This window comes from Halocatena pleomorpha, assembly GCF_003862495.1.
Lineage (GTDB): Archaea > Halobacteriota > Halobacteria > Halobacteriales > Haloarculaceae > Halocatena > Halocatena pleomorpha.
On the sequence record NZ_RRCH01000021.1, the window covers coordinates 60,113 to 78,558 of the forward strand.

The following is an 18,446-nucleotide window of genomic DNA, read 5'->3' on the forward strand; positions in this document are numbered from 1 at the left end:
TTGATATTCCGTTTGTAGCTACTCGGGGTAACACCCATACCGCTGCCGGCACACACGATCCGTATGGATCTCGACCAGTACGACCCTCCAATCGTCGGCCCAGATGCGATCGAATCAACAGAACTGTTCGTCAACGACGACGTACTAGTGAAACTGTTCGCACTCGGACCGGGCGCAGAGCTGTCTGCTCATGAACACTCTGATTCGACCAACGTCTTTCACGTCCTTGAAGGAACGGTAACAGTCATTCGAGAGGAGACCGAGGAAGCTATCGACGCACCGGGAATCGTGTTCCACGAGCGGGGCAGCGCTCACGGGGCGCGCAACGACACCGATGATGTTGCCGTGTTGACCGCCAGTCTCTGCCCATTACCCGGCTCTGGATGAGTTCTCTATGACGTTCATCACCGTTGTGCTAGCCCGACCAGATGCGGTAGTTCCGGAACAATGATCTCGGAAACACCTAATCGAACGGCGTTCTCGCTTCCCGGCAAGCAGAACACCGGAACGTCGGCCACAATGCCCGCAGTGGCGCGTGTTCCGATGACTCGCGTTCCGATCTCATCGGAAGAGAGCCGTCGGAACAGCTCACCGAATCCGGGCAGTTCCTTCCTGAACAGCGACGAAACCGCCTCGACAGTCACATCATCAGGCGTCACTCCTGTGCCTCCGGTCGTGACAACGGCGTCGACGCGTTCGTCTGTGGCGTACGTTTCGACCCGTGATCGGATCGCGTCCTGATCATCGCTGATGACCTCGCGCTCAATAACGCGGTAGTCGGCGTCGTCGAGTGCGGTTTCGATCGCGTCCCCGGACGGATCATCCTCGACCGACCGCGAGGAGGACACGGTCAGAACGGCGACGTTAGGATTTCCAACGTCGTGGTGATGATGATCATGGCTGTGATTTCCATCCGACTCCCCGTTCTTGGATCGATCGTGTGGTTGTGGTGGCACACTCCTCATTGGTGTGTCCCCTACAAGTGGTTTGATTCCGATGGCGAACGATCTGCCATTATAGGTTGAAACCATCAACAGTGTTTTGCGTCCAGCCACGGAGAATCGAGCATGAAGGCTGTGCAGTTCACCGAACACGGCGACAGGAGCGTTCTGTCCTACGAGGAGCATCCCGATCCCGAGATATCGGCCGACGAGGTCCTGATCGATGTCAAAGCAGCTGCGTTGAATCATCTCGATGTCCACACCCGTCGTGGACTGCCCGGCGTCGATCTCGCAATGCCTCACATCCCTGGCAGCGACGCAGCCGGTGTCGTCACTGAAACAGGATCGGCGGTGAGTCGGTTTTCAGCCGGTGATCGCGTCGCCGTTTCGGCCGGACGATCGTGTGGGACGTGTGAATACTGTCGTCATGGGCAGTACTCGATGTGTGAGTCGTTCCACCTGATCGGAGAGCATGTGTCTGGTGTTCATGCGGAGTTGGCTGCTGTCCCGGCTGATAACCTCGTTCCCGTCCCCGAGACAGTCGATTGGCCGACCGCCGGCTCGGCTGCACTAGTGTTTCAAACTGCATGGCGGATGTTACACACGCAGGCCGATCTCGCTGCTGGTGAGCACGTTCTTGTCCACGGCGCGAGCGGTGGCGTCGGTCACGCTGCGGTCCAGATCGCGGCCCACGCTGGTGCTGTGGTGTACGCGACGGCGAGCAGCGAGACGAAACTCGATCACGCGCGTGACTGTGGTGCAGACCACTGTATCAACTACGATGAAGCATCGTTTACCGATGAGATCTACGCTCTGACTGATGGACGGGGTGTTGACATCGTTGTCGACCACGTCGGTCCTGCAACGTGGGACGATTCCCTGAAATCGCTTGCCAAGGGTGGGCGGCTAGTTACCTGCGGTGCGACCACCGGACCGACCGCCGAGACGAACATCAACCGCGTTTTCTGGAATCAACTCCGTATCATCGGCTCCACAATGGCGACGCCGGGAGAGACTGACGACGTGTTGTCGTTGGTTTGGGACGGTACGTTCAACCCACAACTCCGGACGACACTCCCGATGAGCGATATCGCGCGCGCTCACGAACTCCTCGAAGAGCGTGAAGGATTCGGAAAGGTCGTTGTCGTTCCAGACAGCGAGATGAAACGTTCTGCAAACAATCGAGCGAATCCTGGCAACAACGAATATGACGGATAGCAACGACAGCTACGTCCACGATCCCGAATCGTTTCGGGAACAGACTGATCACGACGAACCCGATCGGACGACTAAAGCGTATTTCGACAGTCCAGAGGACGGTCGTTCCGATCAAACGTTTGGCCGGCACGGCTGGCTCCTCGTCGGGACTCTTGCTATCGCCTTTGTTGTTGCTCCAGCAACGATATTGTATCTCCCCCACGCGGACTCCGTTATCACTCCGTTGGGACTGTCCTTCCGGGACGCGTATCTCGTCGTGCCCCTCATACCAGCGCTCGCTCTCGGTACGGTCGCCGTCTGGACTGCCGTCCACGATGTGTGACGATCAACCGAAAAACTGAGGCAGGACGATTGTTTGAATGAGCTGCCTCGTGGAGAGCAAACACAGATCGCAGACTGCCCCTCTGTCGTACTAAATATCGTATGCCGTCTCGTGTGTTCAATTGTGGACAGTCCACTCTGACGGTCGCACTCAATCAGTAAAAACGCATCGAAACGTATCTATAAGTAATAGAATATTAACAATTATGAAGCGTGTTGTAATACAATTTCTGCTATCAGTATCGTTGCTATATATTTGAAACATTACATCAAAAACGTTGTTTTGGCCAGCAACATTATACGCAAATGGGGATCCCCTCATTGGATGGCGCTGTTGTCGTCGCTCGGGACCTCATAGACGATAACGACGTTACCGCTGTTATTATCAACATTACCGCCTTCATCACCGGTATACCATTTCCTGAACAACCATTCGCTGCAAATACAGAGGCAAAGCTCACCTTTGCTGTGGGAAACAATTCAACCAATAGCAATAATATAGATACATATTGGTGGATAGCTATATTAAATAAAAATAATAATAAATGGTATGGAAAACGTTTAATCTGGGGACGAAAGGAGATGATACATGGGAACAAATACGAAGTTAGGTACTCAAGGACCAGCGTCCCTAATCCTCATCCGGCTGTTAGTTGGTGGTGTTTTCATTACAGAAGGATTACAAAAACTCCTATTTCCGGGAATACTTGGTGCAAGCCGCTTTGCTGAGTTAGGATTTCCCGTCCCACGAACGACTGCCACCGCTGTTGGAGTGATCGAAGTCGTTGCGGGCGGCGCTGTACTAGTCGGACTTGCGACACGATTGGCCGCTGTTTTTCTGTTGTTGATCGCTCTCGGCGCGATCATCACGACAAAGATCCCGATCCTCCTCGGCCACGGTATCTGGGTGTTTCCGGTTCAGGACAACGTCTCACGCTACGGCGTCTGGGGATTTTTTCATGAGTGGAGGGGCGATATCGCAATGCTGCTAGGGTCACTTTACCTACTTATTGCAATCGATTGAGGAACACGCAAAACCGCAGGAAAACAGAAATAATTCACAAAAGATCGAAATGCTTAGCACCAGAACCAACGGTCGATATGTTCGAGGAGAGTACGTCTGCGAGCGAGAAAAGACGGGGTGTAGGGGACGATCCGACGCCGGTCGGTCTCAAGTTCGGTAGCGTTCGAACGGTTGTTGCTCGACCGGAGGACGACGCCGTCCAAACGACGGTAGCGCTGACGTGTTCAGCGACGTATCAGGACCCACTGACGGGAAAACGCCGCGCCGTTTATGGCGAGCGCGCAGCCAACGAGTATCCCGATCGGGCGCAGTTCATGCTCCAATCGGAGTTGGCCGAAGACAATGAGCGCGCCACTGTGACGCGTTCGTTTCTCGAAACGTTTGCTCAGACGAATGACATCCCGCCGAACAGCGCTGTGGTGTATGCGATACCCTCCTTTGACGACAGACGAACGACGCTCGATGCCATCATCGAGGAGAGCATCAGCGGACGACTCCTCGATGGCTATTCAACGGCAATGTGTGAGTCGATTCCGGTGTTCGGAAGCGACTTGGACGCGTTCGATCGGATCTTCACCACGATCAAGATGGGGTCGACGAACCTCGAGGCGTGCGTGTATCGACGCGGAGAGCAACTAGCACCGTTTTCGACGGGGTCCGTCAGGGGATGTGAGGTTGACAGATGGATCATCAACAACGTCGAAGAAGGGACGCAAGGCCGGGTTCACATCGATCGGACCACAGCGAGGGAGTACAAGGAAGGACGGACCAACTGCGACGACATTCAACCGCTTTTCGACGACACCACCGGCTCTGGAGCGGCTCAGAAGTCCACCGTCGAACGAAGTGTGACGGACGCGATTGATCGGTACGTCAAGGAAGCGGTTGACGAGATTGCAAACGAATTCCTCCCCCGTCTCGTCAGTCGCTCAATCAAGATCTATAAGCGGGTTTTGGTGGAACCGATCGTCCTCACTGGTGACATGGCTGTCGTTCCCGGCCTGCGCGAAGCGTTCGAGGATCGACTCAGTAGCGAACTCCAGCGCAATATCGTGGTGACCACTCCTGCAGAGCCGATAACCGCCGCTGCTCGTGGTGCACAACGCATCGCCGGACGCCTCCTTGAAACCGGGGCGTACTGACTGTTTCCACAGCTCGGGTCATCGCCACCTATCAGAGACACGATCACAGCATATAATACACTGCCCGAGAACCCTTTCAGTGGGTCGGTAACGACCAGTACGGACGCAGCCCTCGACGGTACGAAACGACGGAAAACGCCAGCGGGATAAAATGGTGACTTCCTACGCCTTACAGGAGATCCAAGCCGAGGTCTAGGAGGTCATTGTCTTCGCTGTCGTCGATGATGACGTTGGAGGAATCATCGACATCGATGCCGTCGTTGTCGACACCGTTGTTGTCGTCGTCTTGGGTAACATCTGTGCTACTCGCCACAGCGGGTGTCGCGCCGGCCCCCGCGATCATGCCCAACAGCATGAGCGCGGCCAGCGCAACGTGGATTGCTCGTTTCATGGGTATCGTCTGGGACGAACCCCACGTTGACGATTTTTTACCGAATCTCCATCGATGTCGGTGTAGCGTCCGTGGGATCCTCCCAGTACAACCCTATTCAAACACATATATTATAAACGTTACTACTCAGAGTGACATAGACGATATTGAACCATTCTTCGGACTGTTTCATACTCTGACTGAGATCACCTTAGCTATCCAACGATTTTTTAGCAATACTATAATAACAAACAAGTCAGATATCATTGTTTATCTGAAACAGGCTATAGCGAGTATATTATACTTTGCTGTTATTTACAGGGGTATCATTGTTATCGATATCCTCTGAATTGGCAGAGTGCCTCCGTCATTCCTGTGATCCGTCGATCAGTAGCGACCCGTTGTTGTGTTACCGTTCAATATTGGGCGAAAGGTTTGAGAGATGGACCAACCAGATACGGGTATGGACGTTGATGAAAAGGACATCGATATTTTGAAAACCATCGCGGATACGGAAACACGGAGTCCTGATCGCATTTCGGAAGTGACTGAGATTCCCCTTTCGACTGTGAACTACCGACTGAAACAGCTCCGGGATGCGGGTATCATTCGCAACGACCACTACGATATTGATCTTGCGGCGCTCGGTTTCGAGATCACGTTTGTGATCCAGATCATTGCCGGTTACGAAGAGGACACCTACGAACCACTTGGCGAGAAACTCGCTGATATCGATGGTATCACTCATGTTTACTTCACAGCGGGAGACACAGATTTTTTCGTAATCGCGCAGCTGTCTGATCCCGAGATGGTTGAGGACCTCATCACCACACTCGAACGTCTTGACGGTGTCGAGCGGACGATCTCGACGTACACGATCAGCACGCTTCTTGACGGTCACGAACCGCTCCAACAGATCTCTCGGGAAACGATGTGCGATCGTCTTCTCGATTGATCTTACACATACAATCGATGTAGACTGTATTTATGGTGTGATAGTGCAATCAACAGCTATATCATGCACTACTCTACAACATTTTCCCATGATGAACGCGATCTATACGGTCTATTGTCGAGGGGGGAATTGATGAACCGCCGGTTGCTCGGAGCGTTTTTGCTTCTCGGAACGTTGTGGGGGAGTTCGTTCGTGGCGATCGACATCGGATTAGGATATTTCCCACCGATCGAGTTTGCGGCACTTCGGTATCTCATCGCGGGGATCGTCGTGCTTGGATACGCGTGGTATTCGACACCGCGGTGGTATCCTCGGGCGCGCGAGGAATGGTTAGTCGCCGCGATCGCTGGGAGCTTTCTCATCGGAGGGCATCACGCGTTTCTGTATCTCGGTCAGCAACACGTCAGTGGGCCGATCGCAGCGGTGGTCGTCAGTCTCGGTCCCGTGTTGACAGCGTTGTTTGCGGCCGGATTGCTCGGTGATCGGGTAACGTCGTTGGATTTCATCGGATTCGTCCTCGGATTTCTGGGCGTGTTTTTCGTTGCCCAACCCGGCGTCCCCGAGGGAATCGGTCAATCAGTGGCGGCACGACTGCTGGCCTTGGATCCGAGTGCGCTGTTGACAGGCGACGGCGTCGGTATTGCGACGGTGTTTCTCAGTGCTGTCTGCTTCGCCCTTGGTGGGGTGTTGACCCAACCGATCGAGACATCGCTCCCACCTCGGACGGTACAAGCGTGGGCAATGCTCATTGGCTCAACGTTGCTGTTCGTTGCTGGTCTCATTCGCGGGGAATCACTGGCAGCGATTCGGTGGACACCAGTCTCCGGCGTCTCACTCGTGTACCTTGGAATCGTCACCGGCGCGGGTGCGTTCCTCCTGTATTTCGAACTGCTTGACCGGATCGGTCCGACACAGATCAACCTCATCGGGTACCTCGAACCTGTCTCGGCCACAGTCCTCTCGTGGTTGCTGTTAGGTGAGTTGATTGATCCACTCACGGCGTTTGGGTTTCTCACGATCATCGCCGGGTTCGTCTGTATCCAGCGGCGTTCATTCGTTCCGTTCGTTCTGTCCCGACTGCACGCCATCTCTTTCCGGTGAATCACCGCTCAGGACACCGCCGGAGGCCAATCCTTTTCCGGCGGTACGATCTATCGATACACCGATGGAGGCCGACGATTCGGTCGAGCCGCCGGTGTCGTTCCGCGAGCAGGCAAATCGCGTGAACCGGGATCTCTGGTCCCAAGGAGTCGATGAACAGTGGGATAGGGCGACCGAAGTACTCGATTGGTATCAGCCCTACGAGTCGGTTCGAGCGAGTGATCATCCCCCGTTCGATTGGTACACGGGCGGCCGACTCAACGCCAGCCACGAGTGTCTCGACCGTCATCTCGACGCTCGGAAAAACCGGCTTGCCATCCGGTGGGAGGGTGAACTGGGTGAAACGCGGAGCTACACGTATCTGGATCTTTATCGGGAGGTGAACGCGATCGCTGCGGCCCTCCGGGATCTCGGCGTCGAGACCGACGATGTGGTCACCCTGTACATGCCTGTGCTCCCCGAACTGGTCGCGTCGATGCTGGCGTGTGCCCGTCTCGGTGCGCCCCACAACGTTGTGTTTGCCGGGTTATCTGCGGACGCGCTCGCCGCTCGGATGGACCGAGCCGACTCGGCGTGTCTCATCACGTGTGACGGCTACTACCGGCGCGGGGACGCGATCAATCAGAAGCGTCGGGCGGACAACGCTCGGATGGCCCTCAACCACGAGATCCACGACACCGTGGTCGTCGAGCGACTCGGAGAGCTATCACTCGGTGAAAACCAACACAGCTACGGTTCGTTGCTCACCGAGTACGCCGGAACTACTGTCGATCCCGTTGTCCGACGGTCGAACGACGTTCTGTTCCAGTTGTACACCTCGGGGACGACCGGCGAACCGAAACGCGTCACCCACACCACTGGCGGGTATCTTTCCCACGTCGCGGTGACCGCTCAAGACGTACTTGACATCACCTCCGAAGACACCTACTGGTGCACCGCAGACATCGGCTGGATCACTGGCCATTCCTACGTCGTGTACGGACCGCTCGCACTCGGCACCACTGCCGTCATGTACGAAGGCACGCCCGACCACCCTGATCCGGATCGGATCTGGTCAATCGTCGAACGCAACGCTGTCGACGTGTTGTACACGACGCCGACAGCCATCCGCTCGTTCATGAAGAGAGCTGCAGCGTCTCCCGACGCCCACGATCTTTCGAGCCTCCGGCTGTTAGGAACCGTCGGCAAACCGATCGATCCCTCCACGTGGGAGTGGTATTACACTCATGTCGGCAACGAAGAGTGTCCAGTCGTCGATACGTGGTGGCAGACTGAAACTGGGGGGATTCTGGTGTCGACGCTGCCGGGGATCGACGCGATGAAACCCGGCTCGGCAGGCCCGCCGTTGCCGGGCGTCGAAGCCGCGGTCGTCAACGACGAGGGACAGGAACTTCCACCGGGGGAGCGAGGGTTACTCGCGATCCGGACGCCGTGGCCTGGCATGGCTCGCGAACTCGCAGCCGCCATAGAATGGGGACGCAACGCTGTTGGTGACGAATGGTTGTACCTGCCGGGTGACGAGGCCGTGATGGACGAAGATGGATATATCACCTTATTGGGACGGGTTGACGACGGTCTCACGGTCGACGGCCAGCGGATCGGAACCACTGAGATCGAACGAGTGATCGTCTCGGTCGACGGCGTCGCTGAAGCGGCCGTCATCGGTATCGACCGCCCGCTGACGACTGCCGTTCACGCGTACGTCAGTCCAACGCTCAGAACTGATGTCGAGTCACTCCGTGATGTGGTGTGTGCTGCCGTCGAGAACGCGTTTGGACCGGAATTCACCTTCGATCAGATCGTGTTTACGCCGGATCTTCCAAAGACTCGTTCGGGTAAGATCATGCGTCGACTGCTCGTTTCGATCGCCACCGATCAAGAGTACGGCGACACCAGCGCGCTTCGAAACCCCGAGATCGTCGGTGAACTCGAACGCCACGACGATTCGGAAACGTAGTAGATTCCGAAACGGTTTCGACGTTTCTCTCGGGACGATTTTCTTTTTTTGCTATCGTTGGTGTTTCTATTTCGGAATTACTATTTCGGTCTATTAGCTATATCCGAAATATGGGTGGGGTAGTTCAGTTTCTCTGTGAAGGTGGATACAATCGTCTCCGCCGGGCAGCGCGTACCCACCGAGACGATCTCGTCGTCCGGCTGTGTGGGGAAGTCGGACTTCGGCCGAGTGAGGTAATGGCGGTTCGTCGAGACGGCATCGAAACCGTTGATGGAACGCGGTTTCTCGATGTCGGGGATCGAAATGCAATTGTGCCGGCAGCGGTTGCTCACGCGCTTGAGAAGTACGTTCGATCGAATGACGCTGAGGGACCGTTATTTTCAGTTTCCGAACGGCGGATGCAGATGATCGTCAAAGAGTGTGGTGACCGGGCCGCGACTGCGACTGGCGACGATCGGTTTCGGGACGTGTCGACCCGAGAACTGCGGGCCACTCACGCGATGGGGTTGCTTCGGGAGGGGATCGATCCGCAGGTTGTCCTCGCGGTCACCGCGTACGATCGGTTGTCAGCGTTGGAACCGTACGTCGAACGCCCGGATCGTGAGCGGATCGCAGCGGCGTTCGCCGGAGACACCCAATCGATGGAACAACCCACACAGCTCCACCGAACCCTTTCCGTTGCGGCAGACGTGGGGGACGCGCTCGCAGCGGCCACCGCTCCCGTAGAAATCCACGACGCTGTGTGCGCTCGGCTGGCCGAAGCGGAGGGGTATCGCTTCGTGTGGGCCACCGAAGCGACCGGCGACGGACTGGTCACACGGGCACAGGCCGGCGTCGAGCGCGAGACGATCGATCAACTAATGTCTGATCACACAGAACTCATTGAGTCAGCGACCGAAGCACAGGCGGTCAGAGTGGGTGACACGCCGACGATCACCCTGATCGCGGTTCCGCTCGTCGGTGGGGAAACCACTCGCGGACTGCTTGGTATCGGGACGACTCCGGACGGGATCGGTGCTGGCGAACGCGACCTACTCACGGTGCTGGGTGCGCAAGTGGGCCACGCGCTGGCTGCGGTCGAGCGAAAACGGTGGCTGCTCGCTGACACAGTGACTGAACTGACGTTTGGTATTGATTCGGCTAAGGCTCCTCTTCCGGCCACCGCAGCGGCGCTTTCGTGTACATTCGAGTTAAACGGGGTTGTTCCTGTCGAAGAGGGGATACTGTGTTACGTTGTCGCCCATGACACCACTCCTGATGCCGTGTTTGACCGAACGGACGCCGCTGACGCCGTGATTAACGGCCGGTTCGTTGGAGAGAACAACACAGAGTGTTTGCTCGAACTGACGCTTCGGCGTTCACCAATACGAACGTTCACGGAAGCCGGCGGTCGCGTCCAGTCGTACACCGTTGATCCCAAACGCGGGCAACTGGTCGGAGAGGTCTCGACTGACGCCGACGTTCGAGGCGTCGTCGAAACCCTCACCGACGCGTTTCCCGGCGTGTATTTGAAAGCAAAGCAGCAGGGCGAACGGACGGTTACGACCGATACGGGACTAGCAGAAACGCTCACCGACCGTCAAGCTGCGGTACTCCGTTCGGCGTACTTCGGTGGATACTTCGAATGGCCTCGTGATTCGACGGCTGAGGAACTGGCCGATTCGTTGGGCGTTTCCTCTCCGACGCTCCACCACCACCTCCGAATCGCACAGCAGAAACTCCTTCGCACCATTATTGAGGACGAATGAGCCCTTCTTGGGTACTCAAACCTAACTATCTAGGCGATGTCCAGCTGGCCTCACGCGGTTCGTGCTGCCCTTGCATTGGGTTTTCCTCCGTGACGGGCTGTCTCGTCCACTCAGCTCCGCGGATCAGTCATACAGACGACTTGTAATAATTAGTGGGATCGTTTATGGTCGATCGTTAATGACGTGGAGCCATCCATGTCGGATGATACCGGAGAACTGGAAGCACGACTAACCGAACAGGACGAGTTCGCTCCTCCTGAATCGTTCGTTGAACAGGCGAACGTCTCAGATGAGTCAATCTACGAGCGATTCGAGGAGGACTGGCCCGACTGTTGGGACAACGCGGCCGATCTCCTTGATTGGACGAGCGACTACGAGACGACTCTCGATGATTCGAACCCGCCGTTTTACGAATGGTTCACCGGCGGAGAACTCAACGCCTCCCAGAACTGCATCGACCGGCATCTCGATGAGCGCGGCGAAGAGGTCGCCATCGAGTGGGTCGGTGAGCTGGGAGAGACGCGACAGTACACCTACTCAGAACTTCACCGGGAAGTCAACGAGTTCGCTGCCACACTCAAGGAGCTTGGCGTCGAGGCAGACGAGATCGTCACGCTGTACATGCCGATGATTCCGGAACTGCCGATCGCTATGCTGGCGTGTGCACGCATCGGTGCGCCGCACTCGGTTGTTTTCGCTGGCTTTTCGGCAGACGCGCTTTCGACTCGGATGAACAGCGCCGACTCGGAGTATCTCATCACGTGTGACGGCTACTACCGGCGTGGTGACGCGCTCGAACACAAGGAAAAAGCCGACGAAGGTGTGGCTGGCGTCGACCATGACGTGACGGGAATCGTCGTGGACCGCCTCGGTGAGGAGTACGACCACTCGATGAGAGAGCGCGATCACGATTACGACGAGCTGGTCGCTGAGCAGGAAGGTGCCACCGTTGAGCCGGTTGATCGGGACGCTGAAGACATGCTGTTTTTGATGTACACCTCCGGCACTACCGGCAAACCCAAGGGTGTCAAACACACCACCGGCGGCTATCTCGCGTGGGTCACGTGGACCGCCAACAGTGTGCTCGACATCAAACCCGAAGACACCTACTGGTGTTCGGCTGACATCGGCTGGATCACTGGCCATTCCTACATCGTGTACGGGCCACTCGCACTCGGCACCACCTCTGTCATGTATGAGGGCACGCCCGACTACCCCGAGAAGGATCGGATCTGGGAAATCGTCGAGGAGTACGACGTTACCCAACTGTACACTGCGCCGACCGCTATTCGGGCGTTCATGAAATGGGGGGCGAAGTATCCTGATGCCCACGATCTTTCGAGTCTCCGGCTGTTGGGGACCGTCGGTGAGCCGATTAATCCGCGCGCGTGGAAGTGGTATTACACCCACATCGGCAACGAAGAGTGTCCAGTTGTCGATACGTGGTGGCAGACCGAAACTGGAGGGATGATGGTGACGACATTGCCCGGCGTTGGAAACATGAAACCCGGCTCGGCAGGCCCGCCGCTACCGGGACTCGACGCACAACTCCTTGACGGTGCGGGTGAGCCGGTCGACAACGGACAAGCCGGCTATCTCACCATTCAGAAACCGTGGCCCGGCATGCTCAGGACGCTGTACCAAAACGACGAACGCTTCGTTGAAGAGTACTGGTCGGAGTACTCCGACACTGAGTCGGACGATCCCGACGACTGGGTGTACTTCCCCGAGGACGGCGCGAAGATTGACGACGACGGGTACATCACTGTCCTCGGACGGGTCGACGACGTGATCAACGTCTCGGGCCACCGGCTCGGAACGATGGAGATCGAAAGCGCGATCGTCGGCGTCGAAGGCGTCGCTGAAGCCGCTGTCGTCGGTGGGTATCACGAAGTAAAAGGCGAGTCCGTGTACGCCTACGTTATCACTGAAGATGGCTATGAGGAAGGCGAGGATCTCCGCGACGCAATCGTTGCGGGCGTCGAGGAGGCGATCGGTCCCATTGCCCGCCCCGAGGAAGTCGTGTTCACGCCCGAACTCCCGAAAACCCGTTCGGGTAAGATCATGCGCCGACTGCTCGAAGATATTGCCAATGACGAACAATTAGGCACCACCAGCACGCTGCGAAACCCAGACGTCGTTAGCGACATCCAACAGAAGGCCACCGACAACTAACCCGTTCTCCGGTTTCACAACACAACGAAAACGAACGACATACTCGTTACGCACTCATGACAGATAACACCAAGCACAACACTGATTCGGACGATACAGCCGTCGAGACAGATGGCGGCGTTGCAGCGAGCCACGAGCCATCTGAGTACCTCGACACCGAAGTGAACATCTTCAATCCGTCGACGCCGTTCATGCGCGACCACCTCCGCTTGATATGGGGGCTGTTCGTCGTATGGGCGATCGTCGTGTTCGGTCCGGTTACAGCGACGTATCTGGCTCCCGACTTGATGTCTTCCATCACCGTTCTGGGCTTCCCGTTGCATTATCTGCTGACCGCGGTCGCAGCGCCGTTTGGAGCACTGGTGCTTTCGGGAGTTTACGCCTACAAACGCGACGCACTAGACGGGAAGTACGGCGTTGATCACACTGCGGGTGAAGCTGCCAACACGGAGGCTACCGCCGTTGATGGGGGTGTTGAACAACGATGATCACGCTACAACTTCTGCCGGAGGCGTTGAACGCCTCATTCAAGCTGGTTCCTGCGATCCTGGTCACCGGAATGTTGTTGTTGTTTTTGGTGGTCGGATACATGTTCCGCGTGGCTGATACGGAAGGACTGTGGGTCGCGGGACGTTCGATCGGCAACATCGAAAACGGGATGGCAATCGGTTCGAACTGGATGTCTGCGGCGTCGTATCTCGGCATGGCAGCGCTCATCGCCCTCTCGGGATACTATGGGCTGTCGTACGTAGTCGGCTGGTCGACCGGCTATTTCCTCCTATTGATCTTTCTGGCCACACAGATGCGTCGATTCGGGAAGTACACCGCACCGGATTTCGTCGGTGATCGGTTCAATTCAGACGCGGCCCGTGCCATCGCGGCACTGACGACGATTCTCATCGGATTCGTCTACTCGGTCGGACAAGCCCGAGGTATGGGGCTGGTCGGTCTGTACGTGTTCGGTGGTGATTATACGGTGATGGTAGTCCTGATGATGGCGATCACCGTGGGATATCTGGCGCTGTCAGGAATGTTGGGTGCGACGAAAAACATGGCGGTGCAGTACGTCATTCTGATCGTCGCCTTCCTTGTGGGGCTGTACGTTGTCGGCTTCACGCAGGGGTATTCCACCATCGCCCCACAGATCGAATACGGAGCGATGTTGTCCGATCTCAGTGCGGAATTCACTGAACCGTTCGTTCACGAGGGTTTCTATCTGTGGATCGCGACCGCCTTCTCGTTGATCGTCGGAACCTGTGGACTACCCCACGTACTGGTGCGGTTTTACACGGTTGAGAGCGAGCGTACTGCCCGGTGGTCGACCGTCTGGGGACTGTTCTTCATCTGTCTGTTGTATCTGAGCGCGCCCGCGTTCGCGGCGTTCGGGACGGATCTGTACGCCAACGTCGTTGGCGATCCGTACGGCACGCCGGGGATGAGCGGTGCTGAAGGCGACGTGATCGTCGTGCTGGCGGCCCAGCTCGCGCAGTTACCTGAATGGTTCGTCGGACTGGTCGCAGCGGGGGGCATCGCTGCGGCCATCGCTACTACAGCAGGGCTGTTCATCGCCGCGTCGTCCGCTGCCGCCCACGATATCTACACGAACATCATCAATCCCGACGCGACCCAACGCCAGCAGCTCATCATCGGACGGGGAACCATCGTCGTGCTCGGTGCTGTCGTTACAGTCACTGCACTCGATCCGCCAGCACTGGTCGGTGAGCTGGTCGCATACGCGTTCTCTCTGGCTGGCGTCGTGCTGTTCCCGATGTTCTTCCTCGGTCTTTGGTGGGAGAACACCACGCGAGAGGGCGCGCTTGCCGGAATGGTGACGGGCTTAGTCATCTGGCTCAGTGCGATCATCAATCAGGTGCTTCCCTCCTATATCGGTGCACTCTCCGGGCTTGCCGGTGAAAGCGGTGCGATCGTTCCCGTGTTCGCTGACGTGTTCCCGGCCATCGGTGCTGCGCTCGTCGGTACGCCTCTCGTGTTCGCCGTGACGATCGCCGTCTCACTCATGACCGAAGATCCGCCCGAGCGGATCAAACGGCTCGTCAGGCAGTGTCACAGTCCTATCCCGATGGACCAACAACAGTCCGCTGAAGACGTTGTTTCAGGCGAATCCGGGCCTGCCGACGACTGACAACTATCGTCGGCTTCGATCGAACTACGTCGAAGCTTTCTGTGGTGCCACCGGCTCGATGGTGAGCGTGAGCGCAACCGGCGTATCGCTGTCGACGTTCGTGATCTCCCATTCTTTCCGGTATCCGTCTTCGACGGTTCCGATCGTCTCCGCACGGACTTCGTTCCGGATGAGTTCCGACCGTTCGGTGATGTGTTGGGCGATCCCATCGTCATCGACCGTGATGTCGAGTTTGATACGCTGGCTGTTGTCGAGTTCCAAGTCGCTGCGCATCTCGTTAACCCGTCGGGTGACTTCGCGCGCGTATCCCTCGTTTCTGATCTCCGGTGTCAACGATGTATCGACGTAGACGACACCGCTTTGCTCGCCATCCGTGTCGAACGCCGTTCCGGTCACGCCGTCGGGCGTTTTGGTGACGATTTCGACCATCTCGTCGGTCAACGACACCGGCTCATGGCGTTCCGCCACGGCCGTTTCGAGCGCCTCGACGGTCGGTTCTGAGACGCTTGCGTCGTTGAGTGCGTTCATGATTCGGCCCGCGTCGTCACCGAACGTGGGCCCGAGCACACTCATATCCGCCGCAGCAGCGTATCGAAGCTCTCCCCACTGCTCGCTCGGCTCGATGAGTTGGATCTCTTGCGCGTTGAGTCTGTTTTTGATGAGATCGCGCCGGCGGTCGACGGCCGCGACAGCCGCTTCGGTCTCGGCGGCGACGACGATTCGCTCGACCGGCCAGCGCAGGCTCCGCTCCGCTTTCTGTCTAGCGTTCGATCCAGCCTCTTCGACCGCTCGAACGATCTCGATATCGGCTTCGAGTGTTCGATCGCGCCACTGGTCCGCCTGCTCGGGCCAGTCGCACATGTGTACGGTGTCGTACCCGGTGTCGCCCGTGAGATGCTGATACAACGAGTCTGCGATGAAGGGCGAAAACGGGGCGAGAAGCGCGACCGTCTCTTCGAGGACAGTGTACAGCGTGGCGTACGCCGCCGTTTTTGAGGGTGAGTCCGCTTCGGGCCATACCCGGTCACGAACCTCTTGCACGTAAAACCGGGAAACGTCCTCAACGACGAACTCGATCAGTCGGTCGAACGCCTTGTCTTGCTCGAAGGCCTCGAAATGCTCGGACATTTCCGCTTCGACCGTCTGTAGCCGCGAGAGCACCCACTCGTCGACGACCTCAGTCTGTGCGTCCGCGGGCGCGACGGTATCAGGATCGAAGTCATCGGGACCCATATACTGTAACGAGAAACGGAACACGTTCCACAGGATGTTGAGTCGGCGTTTCATCTCGGCCACCTCATCCCACGAGAACTTCATGTCATCGGCTCTTGCGGTGAACGACAGCAAGAACGCTCGCATGGGATCAGTGCCATGCTCATCGATCACCTCGTGTGGATCGATGAGGATGTTCTTGGATTTGGACATCGCCTGTCCATCGGGCATTAAGGCGTAGCCGTGCATCAGCACCTGCTCGTAGGGAATCCCGCCGAGTGCGGCGGTGCCCATCCCCAACTGGGACCAGAACCAGCCTCGGGTCTGGTCGTGGCCTTCGATGATGAGATCCGCCGGCCACAGCTCCTCGAACGCTGCCTCGTTGTGGGGATAGCCGAGTGTGCCCCACGTGGCGACTGCTGAATCTATCCATACGTCGAACACGTCGCCAATGCGGGTGTACGTCCGGCCGTCCTCGGTGATGGTTAGCTCGTCAACGGTGTCTTTGTGGAGATCGACCGTTTCAGGATCGATCGCTTGGTCCACCCGATCGGCCAGTTCCTCGCGCGTGCCGATAACGATCGCCTCGTCGATCGTTCCCGACCACTCTTCGGGCGTCCAGATCGGGATCGGGATGCCCCAGTACCGCTGTCGGGAGACGTTCCAGTCCGGTGATGACTTCACGAAGTCTTTGAACCGGTTGTCACGGGCAGACTGTGGATACCATTCGCTGTCTTCGATGTTCTCTAACAGCTCGTCTTTGATCTCTGAGACAGTGATGAACCACTGATCGGTGACGATTTGGATGATGCCCGTGTCACACCGCCAGCAATGGCCGTAATCGTGGGACACGGTACCTTCCGAAAGCAATCGCCCCGCGCGGTCGAGATCCGCCATGATCTCCGTGTCGGCGTCCTTGACGAACTGCCCGGCGTACTTCCCGGCGCGTTCGGTAAACACGCCGTCTGGCCCAACCGGACAAACGACCGGCAGCCCGAGTTCCTGTCCTCGCTCGAAGTCCTCTTCACCGTGGCCGGGGGCGCTGTGAACAAGCCCCGTGCGATCGATCTCGACGTAGTCGCCGGTGTACACTTGAAGCGCGTTCTCTCCGTCGGGATGGTTGGGCACCTGCTCATCGAGTGGATGGTCGTACGTCCATCCAGCCAACTCCTCGCCGTCGAACGACTCAATGACGTCGTATCTATCGTATCCACCTCGGTCGAGAACCTCCTCGACACAGGACGCTTCGAGGTACAACGTCTCTGTCTCTCCGTCAGTTTCAGCCTGAACAGCCTGGTAGGTTGCGTCGCCGTCGACAGCGACGAACGTGTTCGCTGGAATCGTCCACGGAGTAGTCGTCCAGATTACGAGCGATCCCTTCCGTTCCGTCAGCGGAAACTTCACGTAAATAGACGGATCGTCTACGACCTCGTATTCCACTTCGTTGTTGGCGATGGCAGTCTCACACCGGGGACACTGGCTGATCGAGCGCTGACCCTGCTCAACCAATCCTCGCTCGTGGACTTGCTCGAATCCCCACCACGCAGCTTCCATGTACTCCGGCGAGACCGTCTTGTAGGGGTCCTCCCAGTCCATCCACACGCCGAACGACTGGAAATCCTCCTGAAGACCATCTAACTGCTCTTCAGCGAACGATTTACACTCCTCGATGAACCGCTGTTCTCCGAACGCCTCAATGTCTTTCTTGTTCTCGAAGCCAAGGCGCTCTTCGACGCGGGTCTCGATCGGGAGTCCGTGCATGTCGTACCCCGGTCGGTCCGTCACGTCGTAGCCTGACATCCGGAGGTACCGAATATAACAGTCTTTCAGTGTTTTATTCCACGTGGTTCCCATGTGGGCCGACCCGGACGTGTACGGCGGTCCATCCACGAAGAAGTACGGCTGTTCCCCATCCCTGTGTGCTTTCGTCTGCTCGTAGGCGTCGACCGCGTCCCAGTATTCGGCGGTCTCACGCTCGACCGCGTGGGGATCGTAACGGTCGTCTATCTCCTCGAACCGGCTCATAGGGAAGCTATCCACTGCAATCATTAAAGGAAGCTCGGTCTGGCAGCTTCGGCTGTCGTGTCGCTTTGATCGAGACCCGAGTCGTCGTATGGACTCCGGCGGGCTGCTCATCCG

Annotated in this window: 15 protein-coding genes; 12 read left to right on the forward strand and 3 right to left on the reverse strand. The window is 57.4% G+C overall.

What is annotated here, in order from left to right; genetic code table 11:
* Nucleotides 1-63: 63 nt before the first annotated feature.
* Nucleotides 64-387 carry a cupin domain-containing protein gene (locus EIK79_RS09490; RefSeq protein WP_124954881.1) on the forward strand — a complete coding sequence of 108 codons (324 nt, stop codon included), beginning with the start codon at nucleotides 64-66 and terminating at the stop codon, nucleotides 385-387.
* 17 nt (nucleotides 388-404) lie between these two features.
* Here EIK79_RS09490 and EIK79_RS09495 read toward each other — a convergent pair whose 3' ends face one another.
* A complete protein-coding gene (locus EIK79_RS09495) occupies nucleotides 405-956 on the reverse strand; it encodes a molybdenum cofactor synthesis domain-containing protein (protein ID WP_368276751.1) in 552 nt (183 codons plus the stop codon).
* Between the two features lie 111 nt (nucleotides 957-1,067).
* Between EIK79_RS09495 and EIK79_RS09500 the strand changes: the two genes are divergently transcribed.
* The 4 genes from EIK79_RS09500 (at nucleotide 1,068) to EIK79_RS09515 (ending at nucleotide 4,646) form a co-directional block, all read left to right on the forward strand.
* Nucleotides 1,068-2,159 (forward strand): zinc-binding dehydrogenase, encoded by a 1,092-nt coding sequence (locus EIK79_RS09500; protein WP_124954883.1) that lies wholly within the window; start codon nucleotides 1,068-1,070, stop codon nucleotides 2,157-2,159.
* Entirely contained in the window at nucleotides 2,149-2,481 is a 333-nt protein-coding gene (locus EIK79_RS09505; RefSeq protein WP_124954884.1) for a hypothetical protein, read from the forward strand. The genes EIK79_RS09500 and EIK79_RS09505 overlap by 11 nt, the downstream gene beginning before the upstream one ends.
* Nucleotides 2,482-3,069: 588 nt before the next feature.
* The gene (locus tag EIK79_RS09510) at nucleotides 3,070-3,504 is read left to right on the forward strand and encodes a DoxX family protein (protein WP_124954885.1); all 435 of its coding nucleotides are present in this window, start codon (nucleotides 3,070-3,072) and stop codon (nucleotides 3,502-3,504) included.
* A 77-nt stretch (nucleotides 3,505-3,581) separates the two neighbouring features.
* On the forward strand, nucleotides 3,582-4,646 hold the full coding sequence (locus EIK79_RS09515; RefSeq protein ID WP_124954886.1) for a hypothetical protein: 1,065 nt from the start codon (nucleotides 3,582-3,584) through the stop codon (nucleotides 4,644-4,646).
* Between the two features lie 169 nt (nucleotides 4,647-4,815).
* Here the strand turns inward: EIK79_RS09515 and EIK79_RS09520 are convergent, their stop codons facing one another.
* Complete coding sequence (locus tag EIK79_RS09520; protein ID WP_124954887.1) at nucleotides 4,816-5,037, reverse strand: hypothetical protein; 222 nt, start codon at nucleotides 5,035-5,037, stop codon at nucleotides 4,816-4,818.
* A 442-nt stretch (nucleotides 5,038-5,479) separates the two neighbouring features.
* Between EIK79_RS09520 and EIK79_RS09525 the strand changes: the two genes are divergently transcribed.
* From EIK79_RS09525 to EIK79_RS09555, 7 genes are all read left to right on the forward strand, one after another.
* Entirely contained in the window at nucleotides 5,480-5,971 is a 492-nt protein-coding gene (locus EIK79_RS09525) for an Lrp/AsnC family transcriptional regulator (RefSeq protein ID WP_124954888.1), read from the forward strand.
* A 132-nt stretch (nucleotides 5,972-6,103) separates the two neighbouring features.
* Nucleotides 6,104-7,072 carry a DMT family transporter gene (locus EIK79_RS09530; RefSeq protein WP_124954889.1) on the forward strand — a complete coding sequence of 323 codons (969 nt, stop codon included), beginning with the start codon at nucleotides 6,104-6,106 and terminating at the stop codon, nucleotides 7,070-7,072.
* Between the two features lie 64 nt (nucleotides 7,073-7,136).
* Nucleotides 7,137-9,029, forward strand: a complete 1,893-nt coding sequence (locus EIK79_RS09535) for an acetate--CoA ligase (RefSeq protein ID WP_124954890.1) — start codon at nucleotides 7,137-7,139, stop codon at nucleotides 9,027-9,029.
* A 110-nt stretch (nucleotides 9,030-9,139) separates the two neighbouring features.
* Complete coding sequence (locus EIK79_RS09540) at nucleotides 9,140-10,777, forward strand: bacterio-opsin activator domain-containing protein (protein ID WP_124954891.1); 1,638 nt, start codon at nucleotides 9,140-9,142, stop codon at nucleotides 10,775-10,777.
* A gap of 195 nt (nucleotides 10,778-10,972) precedes the next feature.
* Nucleotides 10,973-12,952 (forward strand): acetate--CoA ligase, encoded by a 1,980-nt coding sequence (gene acs / locus EIK79_RS09545; protein WP_124954892.1) that lies wholly within the window; start codon nucleotides 10,973-10,975, stop codon nucleotides 12,950-12,952.
* A 56-nt stretch (nucleotides 12,953-13,008) separates the two neighbouring features.
* Nucleotides 13,009-13,440, forward strand: a complete 432-nt coding sequence (locus EIK79_RS09550; RefSeq protein ID WP_124954893.1) for a DUF4212 domain-containing protein — start codon at nucleotides 13,009-13,011, stop codon at nucleotides 13,438-13,440.
* Complete coding sequence (locus EIK79_RS09555; protein WP_124954894.1) at nucleotides 13,437-15,095, forward strand: VC_2705 family sodium/solute symporter; 1,659 nt, start codon at nucleotides 13,437-13,439, stop codon at nucleotides 15,093-15,095. The genes EIK79_RS09550 and EIK79_RS09555 overlap by 4 nt, the downstream gene beginning before the upstream one ends.
* Before the next feature lie 24 nt (nucleotides 15,096-15,119).
* On the opposite strand, the gene ileS is transcribed toward EIK79_RS09555, so the two are convergent.
* A complete protein-coding gene (gene ileS / locus EIK79_RS09560) occupies nucleotides 15,120-18,332 on the reverse strand; it encodes an isoleucine--tRNA ligase (protein ID WP_124954895.1) in 3,213 nt (1,070 codons plus the stop codon).
* Between the last annotated feature and the right edge of the window lie 114 nt (nucleotides 18,333-18,446).

Coding starts and splice junctions, on each gene's coding strand:
- EIK79_RS09520 (WP_124954887.1), bottom strand. CDS start 5,037: ATGAAACGAGCAATCCACGTTGCGCTGGCCGCGCTCATGCTGTTGGGC.
- EIK79_RS09525 (WP_124954888.1), top strand. CDS start 5,480: ATGGACGTTGATGAAAAGGACATCGATATTTTGAAAACCATCGCGGAT.
- EIK79_RS09550 (WP_124954893.1), top strand. CDS start 13,009: ATGACAGATAACACCAAGCACAACACTGATTCGGACGATACAGCCGTC.
- EIK79_RS09530 (WP_124954889.1), top strand. CDS start 6,104: ATGAACCGCCGGTTGCTCGGAGCGTTTTTGCTTCTCGGAACGTTGTGG.
- acs (WP_124954892.1), top strand. CDS start 10,973: ATGTCGGATGATACCGGAGAACTGGAAGCACGACTAACCGAACAGGAC.
- EIK79_RS09555 (WP_124954894.1), top strand. CDS start 13,437: ATGATCACGCTACAACTTCTGCCGGAGGCGTTGAACGCCTCATTCAAG.
- EIK79_RS09500 (WP_124954883.1), top strand. CDS start 1,068: ATGAAGGCTGTGCAGTTCACCGAACACGGCGACAGGAGCGTTCTGTCC.
- EIK79_RS09505 (WP_124954884.1), top strand. CDS start 2,149: ATGACGGATAGCAACGACAGCTACGTCCACGATCCCGAATCGTTTCGG.
- EIK79_RS09490 (WP_124954881.1), top strand. CDS start 64: ATGGATCTCGACCAGTACGACCCTCCAATCGTCGGCCCAGATGCGATC.
- EIK79_RS09510 (WP_124954885.1), top strand. CDS start 3,070: ATGGGAACAAATACGAAGTTAGGTACTCAAGGACCAGCGTCCCTAATC.
- ileS (WP_124954895.1), bottom strand. CDS start 18,332: ATGAGCCGGTTCGAGGAGATAGACGACCGTTACGATCCCCACGCGGTC.
- EIK79_RS09515 (WP_124954886.1), top strand. CDS start 3,582: ATGTTCGAGGAGAGTACGTCTGCGAGCGAGAAAAGACGGGGTGTAGGG.
- EIK79_RS09535 (WP_124954890.1), top strand. CDS start 7,137: ATGGAGGCCGACGATTCGGTCGAGCCGCCGGTGTCGTTCCGCGAGCAG.
- EIK79_RS09540 (WP_124954891.1), top strand. CDS start 9,140: ATGGGTGGGGTAGTTCAGTTTCTCTGTGAAGGTGGATACAATCGTCTC.